Source organism: Streptomyces sp. NPDC054783 (assembly GCF_053611725.1).
This window is the reverse complement of sequence record NZ_JBSHAY010000019.1, coordinates 104,248-120,350: the sequence shown is the minus strand read 5'-3', so window position 1 is coordinate 120,350 and position 16,103 is coordinate 104,248. Positions and strand designations below refer to the sequence as shown.

The 16,103-nt window shown below is 70.6% G+C and carries 16 protein-coding genes; 7 read left to right on the top strand and 9 right to left on the bottom strand.

The window, feature by feature from the left end; translation table 11 throughout:
- Nucleotides 1–13: 13 nt before the first annotated feature.
- Complete coding sequence (locus ACWGJ5_RS29110) at nucleotides 14–811, top strand: maleylpyruvate isomerase family mycothiol-dependent enzyme (RefSeq protein ID WP_453312626.1); 798 nt, start codon at nucleotides 14–16, stop codon at nucleotides 809–811.
- A 70-nt stretch (nucleotides 812–881) separates the two neighbouring features.
- Here the strand turns inward: ACWGJ5_RS29110 and ACWGJ5_RS29105 are convergent, their stop codons facing one another.
- From ACWGJ5_RS29105 to ACWGJ5_RS29080, 6 genes are all read right to left on the bottom strand, one after another.
- On the bottom strand, nucleotides 882–1,565 hold the full coding sequence (locus ACWGJ5_RS29105) for an LAETG motif-containing sortase-dependent surface protein (protein WP_453312625.1): 684 nt from the start codon (nucleotides 1,563–1,565) through the stop codon (nucleotides 882–884).
- A 204-nt stretch (nucleotides 1,566–1,769) separates the two neighbouring features.
- On the bottom strand, nucleotides 1,770–2,177 hold the full coding sequence (locus ACWGJ5_RS29100; protein ID WP_453312624.1) for a VOC family protein: 408 nt from the start codon (nucleotides 2,175–2,177) through the stop codon (nucleotides 1,770–1,772).
- A gap of 97 nt (nucleotides 2,178–2,274) precedes the next feature.
- Nucleotides 2,275–3,807: a hypothetical protein gene (locus ACWGJ5_RS29095; RefSeq protein ID WP_453312623.1), complete on the bottom strand. Its 1,533-nt coding sequence runs from the start codon at nucleotides 3,805–3,807 to the stop codon at nucleotides 2,275–2,277.
- The gene (locus ACWGJ5_RS29090) at nucleotides 3,789–4,535 is read right to left on the bottom strand and encodes an ABC transporter ATP-binding protein (RefSeq protein ID WP_453312622.1); all 747 of its coding nucleotides are present in this window, start codon (nucleotides 4,533–4,535) and stop codon (nucleotides 3,789–3,791) included. Before ACWGJ5_RS29090 ends, ACWGJ5_RS29095 begins: the two co-directional genes overlap by 19 nt.
- A 196-nt stretch (nucleotides 4,536–4,731) precedes the next feature.
- Nucleotides 4,732–6,096: an aspartate aminotransferase family protein gene (locus tag ACWGJ5_RS29085; protein ID WP_453312621.1), complete on the bottom strand. Its 1,365-nt coding sequence runs from the start codon at nucleotides 6,094–6,096 to the stop codon at nucleotides 4,732–4,734.
- 19 nt (nucleotides 6,097–6,115) lie between these two features.
- Complete coding sequence (locus tag ACWGJ5_RS29080; protein ID WP_453312620.1) at nucleotides 6,116–6,637, bottom strand: Lrp/AsnC family transcriptional regulator; 522 nt, start codon at nucleotides 6,635–6,637, stop codon at nucleotides 6,116–6,118.
- 170 nt (nucleotides 6,638–6,807) lie between these two features.
- Here ACWGJ5_RS29080 and ACWGJ5_RS29075 point away from each other — a divergent pair, with 170 nt between their 5' ends.
- Entirely contained in the window at nucleotides 6,808–8,247 is a 1,440-nt protein-coding gene (locus ACWGJ5_RS29075) for a gamma-aminobutyraldehyde dehydrogenase (protein WP_453312619.1), read from the top strand.
- A 65-nt stretch (nucleotides 8,248–8,312) separates the two neighbouring features.
- On the opposite strand, the gene ACWGJ5_RS29070 is transcribed toward ACWGJ5_RS29075, so the two are convergent.
- Nucleotides 8,313–9,287, bottom strand: a complete 975-nt coding sequence (locus tag ACWGJ5_RS29070) for a hypothetical protein (RefSeq protein WP_453312618.1) — start codon at nucleotides 9,285–9,287, stop codon at nucleotides 8,313–8,315.
- A 175-nt stretch (nucleotides 9,288–9,462) separates the two neighbouring features.
- Here ACWGJ5_RS29070 and ACWGJ5_RS29065 point away from each other — a divergent pair, with 175 nt between their 5' ends.
- Nucleotides 9,463–10,656, top strand: coding sequence for an extracellular solute-binding protein (locus tag ACWGJ5_RS29065; RefSeq protein WP_453312617.1), 1,194 nt, complete (start codon nucleotides 9,463–9,465; stop codon nucleotides 10,654–10,656).
- A gap of 104 nt (nucleotides 10,657–10,760) precedes the next feature.
- Here the strand turns inward: ACWGJ5_RS29065 and ACWGJ5_RS29060 are convergent, their stop codons facing one another.
- Nucleotides 10,761–11,213, bottom strand: coding sequence for a hypothetical protein (locus tag ACWGJ5_RS29060; protein ID WP_453312616.1), 453 nt, complete (start codon nucleotides 11,211–11,213; stop codon nucleotides 10,761–10,763).
- Between the two features lie 398 nt (nucleotides 11,214–11,611).
- Here ACWGJ5_RS29060 and ACWGJ5_RS29055 point away from each other — a divergent pair, with 398 nt between their 5' ends.
- From ACWGJ5_RS29055 to ACWGJ5_RS29040, 4 genes are all read left to right on the top strand, one after another.
- Nucleotides 11,612–11,995, top strand: a complete 384-nt coding sequence (locus ACWGJ5_RS29055) for a hypothetical protein (RefSeq protein WP_453312615.1) — start codon at nucleotides 11,612–11,614, stop codon at nucleotides 11,993–11,995.
- A gap of 133 nt (nucleotides 11,996–12,128) precedes the next feature.
- Complete coding sequence (locus ACWGJ5_RS29050) at nucleotides 12,129–13,085, top strand: hypothetical protein (protein WP_453312614.1); 957 nt, start codon at nucleotides 12,129–12,131, stop codon at nucleotides 13,083–13,085.
- 81 nt (nucleotides 13,086–13,166) lie between these two features.
- Nucleotides 13,167–13,823, top strand: a complete 657-nt coding sequence (locus tag ACWGJ5_RS29045; RefSeq protein ID WP_453312613.1) for a hypothetical protein — start codon at nucleotides 13,167–13,169, stop codon at nucleotides 13,821–13,823.
- The gene (locus ACWGJ5_RS29040) at nucleotides 13,807–14,685 is read left to right on the top strand and encodes an inositol monophosphatase family protein (protein WP_453312612.1); all 879 of its coding nucleotides are present in this window, start codon (nucleotides 13,807–13,809) and stop codon (nucleotides 14,683–14,685) included. Before ACWGJ5_RS29045 ends, ACWGJ5_RS29040 begins: the two co-directional genes overlap by 17 nt.
- A 38-nt stretch (nucleotides 14,686–14,723) precedes the next feature.
- On the opposite strand, the gene ACWGJ5_RS29035 is transcribed toward ACWGJ5_RS29040, so the two are convergent.
- Nucleotides 14,724–16,007 (bottom strand): SLC13 family permease, encoded by a 1,284-nt coding sequence (locus ACWGJ5_RS29035; protein ID WP_453312611.1) that lies wholly within the window; start codon nucleotides 16,005–16,007, stop codon nucleotides 14,724–14,726.
- Nucleotides 16,008–16,103: the final 96 nt, after the last annotated feature.

Here is a 16,103-nt window from a genome sequence, read left to right as displayed (position 1 = left end):
TAGGGTGAGGGCCATGACCTTGCTTGCGCATGAGCGCTACTGCGACGAGATCGCCGACCAGGTAGGCAGGTTCAGGACCCTGGTGACCTCCGGCGCCGATCTGAAGGCCACCGTGCCGACCTGCCCGGAGTGGACGCTGGAACAGCTCGTACGGCACATGGGCGGCGCCCTGCGCTGGGCGGCCGCACTCGTCCGGACCCGGGCCCAGGAGATGGTCCCGCGCGAGCAGGTACCGCTCGGCGCGGGTCCGGACGCCGAGGGGGACGCGGCAGCCCTCGACGCATGGCTCGCGGAGACCGGCGAACTGGTCGTCGGGGCACTGCGCGAGGCCGGTCCCGACGCCAAGGTGTGGTCCTGGACCGGCGCGGCCACGAGCGGGTTCTGGGCCCGCCGGATGACCCACGAGATCACCGTTCACCGCGCGGACGCCGCGCTCACCGTCGGGGTGCCCTACGAGGTCGCGCCCGAGGTCGCCGTCGACGCGCTGGACGAGTGGCTGCAGATCGTGGAGTGGGTGCAGCGCTCCGGGGCGCGGGAGTGGGCCACCGAGCTGCGCAGTCCGGGCCGCAGCATCCATCTGCATGCCACCGACACCGACCCCGCGCTGAACGCCGAGTGGCTCATCGAGCTGGGCGAGGACGGCGTCAGCTGGCGGCGCGGCCATGAGAAGGCCACGGTCGCCCTGCGCGGCCCGCTCACCTCCGTGCTGCTCGCCTTCTACAACCGGCTGCCGCTGGACGCCCCCGGCCTCGAGGTCCTCGGCGAGCGTGAGTTGCTGGAGTTCTGGCTGAAGCAGGCCAGCTTCGGCTGACACACGACCGCGGCCCGTCCCCTGGGGATAGGGGGACGGGCCGCGGCGTCGTACCTGTTGCGGAAGGGCGTCAGCCGTTGCCGCGGGCTCCACGACGGCGCATGCCGAAGTAGACCGCGCCACCGCCGACGACGACCAGCGCGCCCGCGATGCCGGCGATCAGGCCGGTGTTGGAGTCGGCACCGGTCTCGGCGAGGTTCGAGTCACCGGCCGCCGGGGTCGGCGCGTTGCCGACCGTGCCCGCCGGGGCGGAGCTGGACGCGGAGGCCGTCGGGGTCGGGGTCGCCGACTCGGCCGGGGCGGACGTCGACGGCGCCGGCTTCGTCGGGGCCGACGCCGTCGGGGTCGGGCTCTCGGTCTTGCAGGCGAGGGCTGGGGTGGTCAGCAGGTTCTGCAGGTCCTGGTCGACCAGGCCGGCCGTGACGTGAACACGGTACGTCGCCTTCGGCTGCCATTTCTCCGAGAAGGTGACCTGGGTGCCCTGGGCCGATCCAGTGACCTTCTGCTGACCGATCTGCTTCTCGACTCCGCCGGCGTTCTCCCGGTAGACCGTGATGGTCGCGGGGGTGGCGGAGGCATCGGTGTCGGTGACGACGATGACGCCCTTGTTGCCGTCGCACTTGGCTTCGGCCTTGAAGTCGCTGATGGTGCACGCCAGCGCGGAGCCGGACAGCCCCAGCACGACCGCGGCCGAGGCGGAGGCAACACCCAGAATGCGCACGGAACGGCGTACGCCACGGTGAGTTATGGACAACGTTTGTCCTTTACAGAGTGCAACTGCGGGGGGTTCAGGGGGCGTTGAGGCACCGGATGAGGTGAGTGCCCCAGCATCCCCAAGAGGCTCACAGGTTTATAAGCGCTCCGTAAGAGTGTCAACGCATATGCCACCAACGGCCGTTGACTTTGCCTGCTTATTAATCACCGTGACGTTTGACGACGATTTGGGCGGCGGGGCGGGTCAGCCCTGGACCGCCGCCGGGTCCATCCAGATGACCTCCCAGGTGTGGCCGTCGAGGTCGTCGAAGGCGCGGCCGTACATGAAGCCGAGATCCTGGGTGTGGCCGCTCGGGGTGGCGCCCGACGCGAGGGCCTTGTCCACGAGTTCGTCCACCTTCTCGCGGCTCTCGGCGCTCAGCGCGACCAGCACCTCACTGGACTTCGTGGCGTCGGCGATCTCCTTCTCGGTGAACGTGGCGTAGAAGGGCTTGGTGAGCAGCATCGCGACGATGGTGTCGCTGATCACCACGGACGCGGCCTTCTCGTCGCTGAACTGCGGGTTGATCGTGTAGCCGAGCTCCGTGAAGAACTTCTTCGAGGCGTCGAGGTCGTTCACGGGCAGGTTCACGAAGATCATCTGCTGGTACATGAGGGCTCTCTCCCTGCTGGTCCGTGCTGGGGTCGGCGTGTTCGGTGGGGTAGACCGGGGGCCCCGGCAGAACTCATCGGTCGCCGGAGATCTTTTTTCAGCGTTTCACGGGGAGGGCCGCCAGCGCGGCGACGACCAGGGTGAGCGGACCGAACAGCGTCAGCAGGGCCGCCGCGCGCAGGGCCGCGGCCGTGCGCAGCATCGAGGCGGGGGCGCCCAGACGGAGCAGCGCGGCGGTCGTGTCGGCCCGGCACTGGCGGGTCTCCACGGCCGCGGTGAGGAGGGTGGCGACCGTGCAGCCGGTGACGAGCAGCGCGCCGAGGGTGGTCAGGGGCCCGAACGCCGGTGCGGAGCCGGCGTACAGCGTGGCCATGGCGTAGCCGGCGGACGCGACCGCGCAGACGACGCCCAGGGGGCGGCCGATGCGGATGGCCTCCGCCATGAGGACCCGGCCGGCCAGCAGACGCAGGGCGCCCGGGCGGGTGGACTGCAGAAGACGGCCGCACAGGTGGGTGAGGCCGGGGGCGGCCAGCACCAGGCCGGTCGCGGTGAGGAGCCGGCCGAGGAGTACGGCGGCGTTCGCGCGGTCGGCGTAGGACTGGACCGCGAGGCCGGTGGCCAGCAGGGCGATACCCCAGGGCAGGCCGATGGGTGCGGTGTGCCGGGGGCCGGGAAGGACGTCGGCCAGGTCGCCCTCCGGCATCGGGGGTTCGGGGTCCGTCGAGCTGTCGGGCGCGGTGGCGGTGTCGCCCTGCCCGGGGCCGGGAGCCGCCCCGGCGGCACGGCTGTCCCCGGCATGCCGATGGGGCTGCGCGCCGTCGTCTCGTGCGCCCGCGGGCCGACGACCGGACCGCTCGCCGTCGTCCACCGGCCCGTGCTTGTCCTCCGCCTGCTTGTCCGGTACGTGCTTGACCTGACCCTGCTCGTTCTGACCCTGCTCGTCCTGCCCGTGCTCGTCCCTTCCCTGCCCGTCCCGAGCGTGGTTGCCGCGAGCATCCCCGGCCCCCGGCCGCAACCGCGCCCCGAACCTTCCGTACGTCCCGAACGTCTCCCGCGCCACCGAGGAGCCGTACGCCCCGAAGGGGCCGTACCTGCGCAGGAGCGGGGTGGCGGGGCGGGGGTCCGTCGGACGCAGGGCCAGGGCCACCGTGGTCGAGGCGAGGGCCGGGACCACGCCCAGCAGCGTCAGGGTCGCCGGGACGGGAAGGTGCCGGCCCGCCGCCAGGAAGTCCGCCACCGCGCCGTCGAAGGGCATGCCCGTGAGGTCGCCGCGCAGGTCGAGGAAGACCAGCAGGGCCAGCAGTGAGCCCAGCGTGCAGGACAGGGCCGTGGTCAGCGCGGAGACCGCCATCAGGCGCGCCGGACCGAGGCCCACGGCGGACAGGCCCGTGAGCGGCCGGGCCCCGGGGTCGGTGCGCGCGACGGCGATCGCGAAGTACACCGTCGCGGCGAGCGGCAGCGCGCACCAGGCCAGCCGCAGCGCGGCGGCATCCGCGGCCTCGGGGTGGTTCAGGGCGTAACCGAAGCAGGACAGCAGGAGGAAGCCGGTGCCCGCCGAGGCCGCGGCCACCAGCAGGCGGCGCACCTGGACGGCGGGCCGGGCCGCCCGGGTCAGACGGAGAGCGACCACGCGGCGCGGCCTTCCGTCTCGGGGGCGTCGGGCAGGTGCACGGTGCTGACGCGTCGGCCGTCCAGCAGGGCCACGGTGCGGTCGGCGAGGGCGGCGGTGTCGGCGTCGTGCGTGGCGAGGACCACGGTGATGCCGTGCGAGCGGGCGGCCGTGGTCAGGGTGCGCAGCACGTGGTTGCGGTCGGCGCGGTGCAGCGGAGCCGTGGGCTCGTCGGCGAACAGGACCGTGGGGGCCGGGGCCAGCGCCCGGGCGATGGCGATGCGCTGGCGCTCGGCCTGCTGGAGTTCGTGCGGGCGGTTGCGGGCCCTGTCGCCGACGTCGAGCCGCTCCAGCCACTCCAGCGCCGCGACCTTGGCCCTGCGGCGGCTGGCGCCGCGCAGCATGAGGGGCAGGGCGGCGTTCTCCCAGGCGTTCAGCTCGGGGACCAGGACCGGCGCCGGGTCGATCCAGCCGAAGCGGTCCCGGCGCACCCGCTCCCGGCGCATCGGGCCGAGGGTGTGCAGGGGCGCGCTGTTGAACCACACCTCGCCGCTGCGCACCGGTACCAGGCCGGACAGACAGCGCAGCAGGGTCGTCTTGCCGCTGCCGCGCGGTCCGGTGACGGCGAGGATCTCGCCCTCGCGCACGCCGAGCGAGACCCCGGCGAGCCCGGGGGAGCCGTCGGGGTGCCTGAAGTGCAGGGAGCGTGCCCAGAGCACGTCGTTGTCCGGTGGGGCCTCGGCCTCCATGGCTGCACACCTCGTTCTGATCCGTTTTCCCGTGCCTGTTCCCTCGTCCGGGGGAACGAAGGCTGGGCCGATCGGTCACTGGAACGCTAGGCAGCCGTCACCGGGAGGCCGGACAGCACACGGCCCCGGGCCGCCGTTCTCACTCGAACGGGCGGCACCGGGGCCGGTACAGATCAGCTGATCGGACGAATCAGGCTCAGAGCTTGGTCCATGCCTCCGTCAGCGTCGCGCGCAGGATCTGCTCGATCTCGTCGAAGGTCTCCTGGTTGGAGATCAGCGGCGGGGCGAGCTGGACGACCGGGTCGCCGCGGTCGTCGGCGCGGCAGTACAGGCCGTTGTCGAACAGTGCCTTGGAGAGGAAGCCGTACAGGACGCGCTCGGTCTCCTCCTCGTTGAAGGACTCCTTGGTGTTCTTGTCCTTCACCAGCTCGATGCCGTAGAAGAAGCCGTTGCCGCGGACGTCGCCGACGATCGGCAGGTCGTGCAGCTTCTGCAGGGTCTGCAGGAAGGCGCCCTCGTTGTCCAGCACGTGCTGGTTCAGGCCCTCGCGCTCGAACAGGTCGAGGTTGGCCAGACCCACCGCGGCGGACACCGGGTGACCGCCGAAGGTGTAGCCGTGCAGGAAGGTGTTGTCGCCCTTGTAGAACGGCTCGGCGATCCGGTCGGAGACGACGCAGGCGCCGATCGGGGAGTAGCCCGAGGTCATGCCCTTGGCGCAGGTGATCATGTCCGGGACGTAGCCGAACTTGTCACAGGCGAACATCGTGCCGAGGCGGCCGAAGGCGCAGATGACCTCGTCCGACACGAGCAGCACGTCGTACTTGTCGCAGATCTCGCGCACGCGCTGGAAGTACCCGGGCGGCGGCGGGAAGCAGCCGCCGGCGTTCTGCACCGGCTCCAGGAAGACCGCGGCGACGGTGTCCGGGCCCTCGAAGAGGATCTGCTGCTCGATCTGGTCGGCGGCCCAGCGGCCGAAGGCCTCCGGGTCGTCACCGAAGATCGGGGCGCGGTAGATGTTGGTGTTCGGCACCTTGTGCGCGCCCGGGACGAGTGGCTCGAAGGGCGCCTTCAGGCCGGGCAGACCGGTGATGGACAGGGCGCCCTGCGGGGTGCCGTGGTAGGCCACCGCACGCGAGATGACCTTGTACTTGGTGGGCTTGCCGGTCAGCTTGAAGTACTGCTTGGCGAGCTTCCAGGCGGTCTCGACGGCCTCGCCGCCTCCGGTGGTGAAGAAGACCTTGTTCAGGTCGCCCGGGGCGTAGTCGGCGATGCGCTCGGCCAGCTCGACGGCCTTCGGGTGGGCGTAGGACCACACCGGGAAGAAGGCCAGCTCCTGGGCCTGCTTGAAGGCGGTCTCGGCGAGCTCCGTGCGGCCGTGACCGGCCTGGACCACGAACAGACCCGCGAGACCGTCGAGGTAGCGCTTGCCCTTGTCGTCGTAGATGTAGGTGCCCTCACCCCGGACGATGGTCGGAACGGGGGAGTTCTCGTACGAGGACATGCGGGTGAAGTGCATCCACAGGTGGTCGTACGCGGTGCGGCTGAGGTCCTTGGTGCTCACGGTTATCGGGTCCTCACGGTTATCGGGTTCCCCACATGTAGGTCTGCTTCTTCAGCTTCAGGTAGACGAAGCTTTCGGTGGAGCGCACGCCGGACAGGGACCGGATGCGTTTGTTGATGACGTCCAGCAGGTGGTCGTCGTCCTCGCAGACGATCTCGGCGAGGATGTCGAACGAGCCCGCGGTCATCACCACGTACTCGACTTCCGACATGTCGGTCAGCGCGTCCGCGATCGACTCGACATCGCCCTCGACGTTGATCCCGACCATCGCCTGCCGGCGGAAGCCCACGGTGAGCGGGTCCGTGACGGCGACGATCTGCATCACGCCCTGGTCCAGCAGCTTCTGCACGCGCTGGCGCACGGCCGCCTCGGAGAGCCCGACCGCCTTGCCGATCGCGGCGTACGGCCTGCGGCCGTCCTCCTGGAGCTGCTGGATGATGGCGAGGGAGACGGCATCCAGCTGGGGGGTGCCGCCGTTCCTGGACTCGCGGGTGGAGTCCCTCTGGTCTGCGCTTCGACTGGCCACGACCTCACTGTGCACGAGGTCTCGACAGTTTCGCAAGGCCTGATCGATGAAATTCGTTGTTTGAGACTCTCGGTCGTGCGGATTTCGCAGAACTCGCGGCCGCGGGGGTGTTGAAAACGCGGGCCCGACGGCTAGGGTGGGTGTCTCAGTGAGTGGACGGAAAGAACCAGATCAGGAGGCCGGCAGTGAGCACCGAGCTGCGTCGTCTGCGCAACTACATCGACGGTGAGTTCCGGGACGCCGCCGACGGACGGACCACCGAGGTGGTCAACCCGGCGACGGGCGAGGCGTACGCGACCGCGCCGCTGTCCGGCGAGGCGGACGTGGACGCCGCGATGGAGGCCGCCGCCCGCGCCTTCCCGGCCTGGCGCGACACCACCCCCGCCGAGCGCCAGAAGGCCCTGCTGAAGATCGCGGACGCCTTCGAGGAGCGCGCCGAGGAACTGATCGCGGCCGAGGTGGAGAACACGGGCAAGCCGGTCGGGCTCACCCGCTCCGAGGAGATCCCGCCGATGGTCGACCAGATCCGCTTCTTCGCGGGCGCGGCGCGGATGCTGGAGGGCCGCTCGGCCGGCGAGTACATGGAGGGGATGACCTCGATCATCCGCCGTGAGCCGGTCGGCGTCTGCGCGCAGGTCGCGCCCTGGAACTACCCGATGATGATGGCGGTGTGGAAGTTCGCCCCCGCGATCGCCGCGGGCAACACGGTCGTCCTCAAGCCGTCGGACACCACCCCCGCCTCCACCGTCCTGATCGCCGACATCATCGGCTCGATCCTGCCCAAGGGTGTCTTCAACGTCGTCTGCGGCGACCGCGAGACCGGCCGGCTGATGGTTGAGCACGACACCCCGGCGATGGCCTCCATCACCGGCTCGGTCCGCGCCGGCATGTCGGTGGCCGAGTCGGCGTCGAAGGACCTCAAGCGGGTCCACCTGGAGCTGGGCGGCAAGGCCCCGGTCGTCGTCTTCGAGGACACCGACATCGCCAAGGCCGTCGAGGACATCTCCGTCGCGGGCTTCTTCAACGCCGGCCAGGACTGTACGGCCGCCTGCCGTGTCCTCGTCCACGAGTCGATCCACGACGAGTTCGTGGCGGCTCTGGCGAAGGCCGCCGAGGACACCAAGACCGGCCAGCCGGACGACGAGGACGTGCTCTTCGGCCCGCTCAACAACCCCAACCAGCTCAAGCAGGTCGAGGGCTTCATCGAGCGGCTGCCCGCCCACGCGCGCGTGGAGGCCGGCGGCAAGCGCGTCGGCGACAAGGGCTACTTCTTCGCGCCGACCGTCGTCTCCGGTGTCAAGCAGGACGACGAGATCATCCAGAAGGAGGTCTTCGGCCCGGTCATCACCGTCCAGACCTTCTCCGACGAGGACCAGGCCGTCGCGTACGCCAACGGCGTGGAGTACGCCCTCGCCTCCTCGGTGTGGACCAAGGACCACGCCCGCGCGATGCGCATGTCCAAGAAGCTCGACTTCGGCTGCGTGTGGATCAACACCCACATCCCGCTGGTCGCGGAGATGCCGCACGGCGGCTTCAAGAAGTCCGGCTACGGCAAGGACCTGTCGGCGTACGGCTTCGAGGACTACACGCGGATCAAGCACGTGATGACCTCCCTGGGCGAGTAAGCACCGGGAACAGCAGTGAGCGGCCCCCGGACGGGTTCACCTCTCCGTCCGGGGGCCGGGCTGTGTCACGACAGGAAGCCGGTCGCTACGGCGATCAGCCTGCGGTCCCCCCGGCCCTCCTCCAGCAGCCACAAGCGGCGGATCGGCACCGCGGCGAGGGACGGGCTGGGCACTGCCCGGCCGTACGCCGTCTCACGCCCGGCCGTGTCCGTATGGACGTATCGCTGTTCCCACGGGCTGCCGACACCGTGGGTGCGCTCGGTGCCGCGGTACTCGACCGCGACACGGCCGCCTCGGACGGCGCCCCGGGTCCGCGAGATCACCAGCCGGCAGACCATGCTCCCGAAACCGGTCAGCCCGACCCCGAAGTTCACGAGGAGGATGCAGATCAACGCCGGGCCCCATCCGCCGACGAGTCCGACCAGCACGCAGTAGCAGGCCAGCACGACGAGGGCGGCGCGGGCCAGCAACTGCCGGGCGGTGAAGCGCTCCCTCAACCCCGGCCGGGAGGCGGCTTCCTGTGCCGGCGTGGTCGCCGCGAGCGCGCCGATACCCGCTTTCCCCGGCGTCGTCGGCGGCTTCGGCTGCCTGGGCGTCTTCGTCGGCTCCGGCGCGAACGGGCTCGCCGCTCCCGTCCGCTGCCGTTCCTTCCTGGGCTGCCCCTTCTCGGGCCGCTCCTTTGCGATTGCCCCCGGCGACTCCCGCCCCGCCGCCCCCGACCCGCTGCCGCCCGGCGGCCGTACCGCCCCCGCGTTGTCGCCCGGCAGCGCTCCGACGAGATGGGCGTTGAGACGGTGCAGGGCCGCGAGGCCGTCGGTCGGTTCACGCCGCGCGGATACCGGATCGCGATCCGCCACCCGTGCGGCCTGCTCATAGGCGTCCAGAGCCCGGGCGTACTCCACCGCCATCACATGGGTCACACCCGGACGGTCCGCGGTGAACGGATGCCCTGCCAGCAGCTCGCCGAATGCCGTCAACCGGCCCTGCAGACGGGCCGATTCCTCCCGCCCCTCGCGGCGCCGCTTCCCTTGTGGCAGCACCCGGTCGTCGTCCTCCCGGGAAGCGGCCGGGACACCGTGCGGTGCGGGACGAATATCCGGTCGCACGTTTCCGTACCCGGCAACGGTCCCTGATCGACAGGGTGTCGGTCAGCCGGTGGCATGCTCGACGCAGCGTCGATTGTCGGTCCGAGCGGCGGGACGGCATCCTTCCCAGATGCCCCAGACTTCTTCGCGTACGTCGCCGATGTCCCGCCGCTCCCTCCTGCGCGCGATCGGCGGCACCGCCGCGCTCGGTGCCCTGGCCGGCTGCGGGGTGCCCGCCGCCTACGTCGCGCCGGGCGACCGGGCCGTGGCCGACGAGTCGGTGTCCGACAAGAGGCTGACCTGGGCGAACTGGCCGCTGTACATCGACACCGACGACCACGATCCCAACCGGCGGCCCACGCTGGACGCCTTCGAGAAGAGCACCGCCATCTCCGTCGACTACGTCGAGGAGATCAACGACAACGACGAGTTCTTCGGCAAGATCAGCCCGGCGCTGATGAACCACCAGTCCACCGGCCGCGACCTGATCGTCGTCAGCGACTGGATGTGCGCCCGGTTCGTCCGGCTCGGCTGGGTCCAGGAGATGGACCGGGCCCGCCAGCCGAACGTGGCCAAGTACCTTGACCCGCTGCTCCGTTCGCCCGCTTTCGACAAGGGCCGCCGGTTCACGGTGCCGTGGCAGTCGGGCATCACCGGCATCGCCTACAACCGCAAGAAGCTGGGCCGCGAGATCCGGCACGTCAAGGACCTCTGGGCGAGCGACCTGAAGGGTCGCGTGACGCTCCTCTCCGGCCTGGACGAGTCCTTCGCGCTGCTGATGCAGGGCAACGGCGTGGACATCACCAGGTGGTCGGCGGACGACTTCCACAACGTCTGCGACGAGGTGGAGCGCGAGATCCACCGCGGCCAGATCCGCCGCTTCACCGGCAACGACTACACCAAGGACCTGGTCAGCGGAGACGTGCTGGCCTGCCAGGCCTACTCCGGCGACGTCATCCAGCTCCAGGCCGACAACCCCGACATCCGCTTCCTCGTCCCCGAGGAGGGCGCCGAGCTGTGGTCGGACTCCCTGATGATCCCCAACCGGGCCCGCCACAAGGCCAACGCCGAGCGCCTGATCGACTACTACTACGCCCCCGAGACCGCTGCGGAGCTCGCCGCCTGGGTCAACTACGTCTGCCCCGTCCCCGCCGCCCGGGACGTCCTGGCCTCCTCGAAGGACAAGGACACCGCGTCCCTCGCCGACAACCCGCTCATCTTCCCCGACACCGGCATGCGGGGGCGCCTGATGATCGCCCGGGACATCACCGCCACGGAACGGGTGGAGTTCGCGAAGCGGTGGAACAGGATCGTGGGGCTTTAGGGTCTGCCAGTGGGTTTGTTGTGACAGCGATTTCTAGTTGGCACTCGCAATCGATACTCGACACCAAGATCGACTCTGTGTGAAGGCAGCGGGAAGGCCGAATATCAAGAGGCCTGCGGCCGCCACCGAAGCAGCGCGGGGATGGTGGAGTGGTCTGTGGTCTCCATGGTTACGATGACCTCTCGGCCCGTGGCAGTTCCCAGCCAGGTAACGAAGTCGCGTACGGATTCGAAGGTCCTTGGATCCACCACGTCGCAAGGGTCGAAGGTGAACTCGATCTCCTCGATCTCGAAGAAGTAGCTCGTGAACCACATGTCTCCGATCTCGGCAGACAGGCTCACCGATTCCTCCGGGTCCTGTTCAAGCCGGGACCAGACGTCGGAAGCATCCGGGATGCCGGTGTCCGAGGTGTCGGCCATCGTCCAGGTCAGGACGTGCCGGCCCGGGAGCACATGCAGCCCATCGAACATGCGCCGCCAGTCGTCGAGGGTGGTGTTGAGGACACACACGTCGCGCAGAGCTCCGTCGACGACGAAGTGCTCTGGCTGGTACTCCATCACAGAAATCCTTCGCAAGTGAGCCGGCCAGCACGCCAGCTCTCTTGATGAGAGTGGTCAGAACCCTGCCCAGATCGACGGCGCCCTGCTGGAAGGACGGTGCCGCCGCCTTGATGTCGGCAGTCTTGATGTCCAGTACCTTGCCGGGGACCTTGCCGTCGCCCATCGATGAACCCCCATGTGCGTGGAACATCCGCCCCCGAGAAGGGTTCGTCATTCGGCGCGCTGCGACAGCCCTCGTGACCTGCGCTGTACCAAAGTGCCGGCCATGTCTCTGATCCGGTGCTTCCGACCGCTGAAGCTACTTGGCATCAGCACAGGTCACGAACGCTGCCCGGTGCCAACTGCCGATCCCGGTCACATAGGCTGCCGCGTACGGGCAGGAACGGGGCGGGAACATGACGGTATGGGCGTTGGTCGTCGAGACGACCGTGGGGGCCAGTGAGCGCAAGCACGTGGAGGCCCATGTGGTGGCGCACGTCTGCGGGTCTCGTGCCGACGCGCTCGTGGAGCTCGAACGGCGGGCCCGGAGCTACGCGCCCGAGCACCCCAGAAGTCCCAGGCGCCGTCGGCTCCTTCGGGAGCGCGACGGATTCCTGCTCGTCGTCGACGGGGCGTGGCAGTCCTTCGCCACCCGGTTCACGGTGGCGGAACTGCTGGAGGACTCCGACGCGCCCGTCGCCGTCCCCGAACCCGTCGACGAGCCGGTGGATCAGGTCGAGCGGTACACGGACGGAGTCCCGGTGAGGCCGGCGTGGCTCGGACGTGACGACCTTCCCTGAGCGCGTCCGTCGCATTCCTGGGGAAAAGGTGCCGCTCCCCGGGGAAAAGGTGCCGCGTTCACGGCCGATTGACGCATGGCTGACCATCCCCCCTTGCTCCTACGATGGAAGCCACCGTCGGGGGAGGGTGGACGTGACGAGGAGTACGCCACAGGGCGCCGGGCGCCGGCTGGAGAACGGGATCGCCTGGGCGGTCCGGAACCTGGACGGGCTCGTCGCCATCGGCGTCGCCCTGGTCGTCGGGGCCATGGACGTCGCCAACCAGAACATGGACGACAACATCGTCTCCGGCGCCACCCTGCTGGTCCTCGCGGCGCTGGTGTACGGCTCGCTCACCGAGCGCCGGCGGCGGATGGCCGACCTGCAGGCCGCGACCTCCGGGACCAGCCGGGCCATCGAGGACCTGGCGATGGTGCGCACCCTCTCCGGCGCCGAGGTCGCCCTCGCGCACGAGCGGGCCCGGCGCACCACCACCCGCTGGGTGTTCAAGGGCGGCACCGGCACCTATCTGCGCGCCGTCACGCTGCCCGAGTGCGTGCTGGAGGCGCAGCGGCAGCGGCGGTCCCTCAGCATGAAGATCGACATCGTCAATCCCGCAGACGAGCAGGTGTGCGCCGCCTACGCGCGGTTCCGGAGCACCTTCGGTTCCGGCCCCGGTGACGCCGAGTGGACCGTCGAGCGCACCCGCAAGGAGGCGTACGCCACCGTCGTCGCCGCGAGCTGGCACCGGCAGCGACTGGACACCCTGGAGATCGACGTCCATCTGTCCTCCGTCGCACCGGCGCTGCGGTTCGACCTCTCGGACAGCTGTCTGATCATCACCCAGGACGACCCCAGCCGGGTCAGCCTCTGCGTGGAGCACGACCGCCCGCTCTACGACTACTACGTCACCGAGCTGCACCAGAGCCGCGAGCAGGCGGTCAAGCTCGATCTGCGCGAGGCCCTCCCGCTCGCCGACGAACCGACCGTCGACGAGGTCAGACGTCTGCTCGACCGGCTCGGCCTGCCGCTTCCGCCGAGCTTCACCGACCGTGACGTCGGCGACATCATCGACAAGGCGCTGCGCGCGGAGAACCCGTACCGCAGGTGAGCGAGCGCCGTGTTCCGGCCAAGGAGGCCAAGGAGGCCGAGGGGACCGAGGGGGACCGAGGGGGACCAAGGGGGAAGGAACATGGACTATCCGGCCCTGGAACGGGCCGCCCGGCGGCACGCCGCCGCCGAGCTGATGGGACACGCCGTATCGGAACTCGACCGGATCGTCTCCGGCCGCCGCTCCCTGCACGCGGTGCGCCACCCACTCGGGTTCGTCTGCCTGCCCATCCTGCGCGACGGCAGCGACGGTGTCTGCGTCCACGTCTTCGGCACACCGGAGGCGCAGCCCGACCGATCCGTGCCCCAAGTGCACTGTCACAGCTGGCAATTGACCAGCACCGTGCTGTACGGGCAACTCGACAACCGGCGGGTGGTGATCGATGACGACACCGGGGAGCCCACCCACCGGGTCTTCGAAGTGCACAGCGATCCGTCGGGCGTGGACGAACTGCGGCCCACCGAGCGGCTGGTGCGCTGCCGGCCCGGCGTGCGGCAGACGAGCGCGCGGGGCCAGAGCTATGCCCTCCCGGCGGGTGAGTTCCACACCAGCGTGGTGCCGGACGGCCGCCCCACCGCCACGCTGGTCCTGGGCCGGACCCTGCCCGGCCGGCTGGACCTCTCCCTGGGCCCGCCGTCCGCCCCGGGGCACCGCATGGTCCGCCGGACCTGCGACGCGACCCAGACCGCCCGGATCGCTCGGGCCGCCCTCAGGAGGATCCATGAGCCCGAACCCTGACCCCTGGTCCTCCGAGCGCAGTACGGCCGTGGCCGCCGCCGAGGAGGCCGGGGCGCTGCTGCGGTCCCGCTTTCCCGACGGCTTCGCCGCCCGGCCCAAGGGCCAACGCGGCGACGTGGTCACGGACTTGGACGTGGCCGCCGAGCGACTGGTGGTCGGCCGGATCCGGGAGCGCTTCCCGCACGACCGGATCCTCGCGGAGGAGTCCGGTGAGCTGGTGGGGGACGGCGGGGGCCGTACCTGGCTGGTGGACCCGCTCGACGGCAGCAACAACGTGGTGATCGGGCTGGCCGTGTACGTCGTCGGCATCGCGTTGTGCGTCGACGACACGCCGGTGGTGGGGGTCGTCCACGATCCGATGACGGGCCGGACCTGGTCCGCGCTGCGGGGCGGCGGCGCCCACGGTCCGGGCGGACGGTTCGCTGCCGCCGCGAACGACCGCCCGCTTCCCGCTGCCGGGCCGCTGCTGGCGTGGACCCAGGGTCACGGCGTCCCCCGTGACGACCCCTTCGCCTGCTCCCTCAGGCACACCCTCGAACTCCGCTCCCGGCGCCTGCTCCAGCTCTGGGCGCCCCTGGTGGCCTGGGCGATGCTGGCCCGCGGTGACATCGACGGCTTCGTGGGCTACCGCGCGGAGGCGATCGACCTGCCCGCCGGTGCGCTGCTCGCCCGCGAGGCCGGCATCGCCCTGCGGCACCTCGACGGCGCGGAGTTCGGCGGCGGCTTCGGCGGTCCCGACACGGGGCGCTCCTTCGTCGCCGGGCGCCCCGAACTCCTCCCGCACCTCCTGGACCTCGTCAGCCCCTTCTCACCCGGCACCGAGGGCGTCCAGGCTCCGGCGCGTACGCCCAAAAGGTGCTGAGTTCCGGTGCCCCCCAATGCCTGCGAGGAGGGTCCCGTCTAGCGCGTCAGGGCCAGCGCGGCCACCGCCGCCCCCACCGCGCACACGGCCAGTACCGTGCCGGTCCCCATCAACCGGCGGACCGGCACCCGCACCCCGTACGCATGGCAGCGCTCGTACCACAGCAGCGTGGCCAGGGAGGCCCACGGGGTGATCACCGGGCCGGCGTTGGTGCCGACCAGCAGGGCGAGGAGCTGGTCGTGGTTGCCCAGGGGGACGGCGGCCTCCCCGGCCAGATAGACCGGGAGGTTGTTGAGGGCGTTGGACAGGCCGCCGCCGACCGCCGCCGCGCGGAACAGGCCGAGCGTGCCGCCGTCGCCGCCGACCGCCGAGGCCAGCAGGTGGTGCAGCCCGTGCGCGTCGAAGGTCTCGACCACGAGGAACATGCCGGGCACCATCACCAGCAGCCGCCACGGGACGAGCGTCAGCCGGAGTGCGGACCGCTGCCGTACCCCGTACGCGGCGACGGCGACGAGCGCGGCCGTCCCGGACGCCGTCCACAGCGGTACGTCGGCCACCAGGATGGCGAGCAGGAAGCCCGCGCAGGCGAGCGCGCAGGCGCGGAACAGCACCGGGTCGGCGGGGCGGTGCACGGCGGGGGGCACGTAGCGGTCGGCGGTTTCCGCACGCACGTCAGCCGCACGGGCCGCGCCCGGACCCGACACCGGAACGGCGGTCAGCAGGCCGGACTCGTCCACGCCGGACTCCTCCCGCCGCCCCCGCCGCCAGAAGAACAGCCACAAACAAGCCATCGTCACGGCCAGCGCCGCGAGTTGCGGTGCCCACATCCGTCCCGCCAGGCCCAGCGGGGACAGCGCGACCCGGTTGGCGGCCAGCAGGTTCGTCAGGTTGGACACCGGGAGGAGAAGGCTCGCCGTGTTCGCCAGCCACACCGTCGTCATCGCCAGCGGCACCGGTGCGATGCCCACCCGGGAGGCGAGCGCCAGCATCACCGGAGTCAGCAGGACGGCCGTCGTGTCCAGGTTCAGGGCGATCGTCGTGACCGACGCGAACAGCACGCACAGCAGGAACAGCAGCGGATAGCTGCCCCGCCCGGCCCGCGCCACCCGCGCCGCGATCACGTCGAACACCTCGGCCCTGCTGGTGAGTTCGGCCAGCACGATGACCGTGCCCAGGAAGGCCAGGAGCGGGGCGATGCGGGTCATCGCGTCGGACGCGGAACCCGTCGGCAGCAATCCCGTGGCCACGCACAGCAGTCCGGTCGCCAGCAGACCGACCGCCACCCGGTCGAGGACATGCAGACGCAGCAATAAGGCACGCACGGTTGGAAGGGTCGCACGTTTGTACGTCGCTGTGACCAGGGCGCTGTCGAACGCCTCGAAACGACCGGTCTCCGCCTCTCTTTTCACGGCATCATC

Bases quoted from the DNA above. Each gene is read 5' to 3' on its own strand.
- ACWGJ5_RS29040 (WP_453312612.1), top strand. From the start codon at position 13,807: ATGAGCCCGAACCCTGACCCCTGGTCCTCCGAGCGCAGTACGGCCGTG.
- ACWGJ5_RS29090 (WP_453312622.1), bottom strand. From the start codon at position 4,535: ATGGAGGCCGAGGCCCCACCGGACAACGACGTGCTCTGGGCACGCTCC.
- ACWGJ5_RS29065 (WP_453312617.1), top strand. From the start codon at position 9,463: ATGCCCCAGACTTCTTCGCGTACGTCGCCGATGTCCCGCCGCTCCCTC.
- ACWGJ5_RS29110 (WP_453312626.1), top strand. From the start codon at position 14: ATGACCTTGCTTGCGCATGAGCGCTACTGCGACGAGATCGCCGACCAG.
- ACWGJ5_RS29055 (WP_453312615.1), top strand. From the start codon at position 11,612: ATGACGGTATGGGCGTTGGTCGTCGAGACGACCGTGGGGGCCAGTGAG.
- ACWGJ5_RS29100 (WP_453312624.1), bottom strand. From the start codon at position 2,177: ATGTACCAGCAGATGATCTTCGTGAACCTGCCCGTGAACGACCTCGAC.
- ACWGJ5_RS29045 (WP_453312613.1), top strand. From the start codon at position 13,167: ATGGACTATCCGGCCCTGGAACGGGCCGCCCGGCGGCACGCCGCCGCC.
- ACWGJ5_RS29060 (WP_453312616.1), bottom strand. From the start codon at position 11,213: ATGGAGTACCAGCCAGAGCACTTCGTCGTCGACGGAGCTCTGCGCGAC.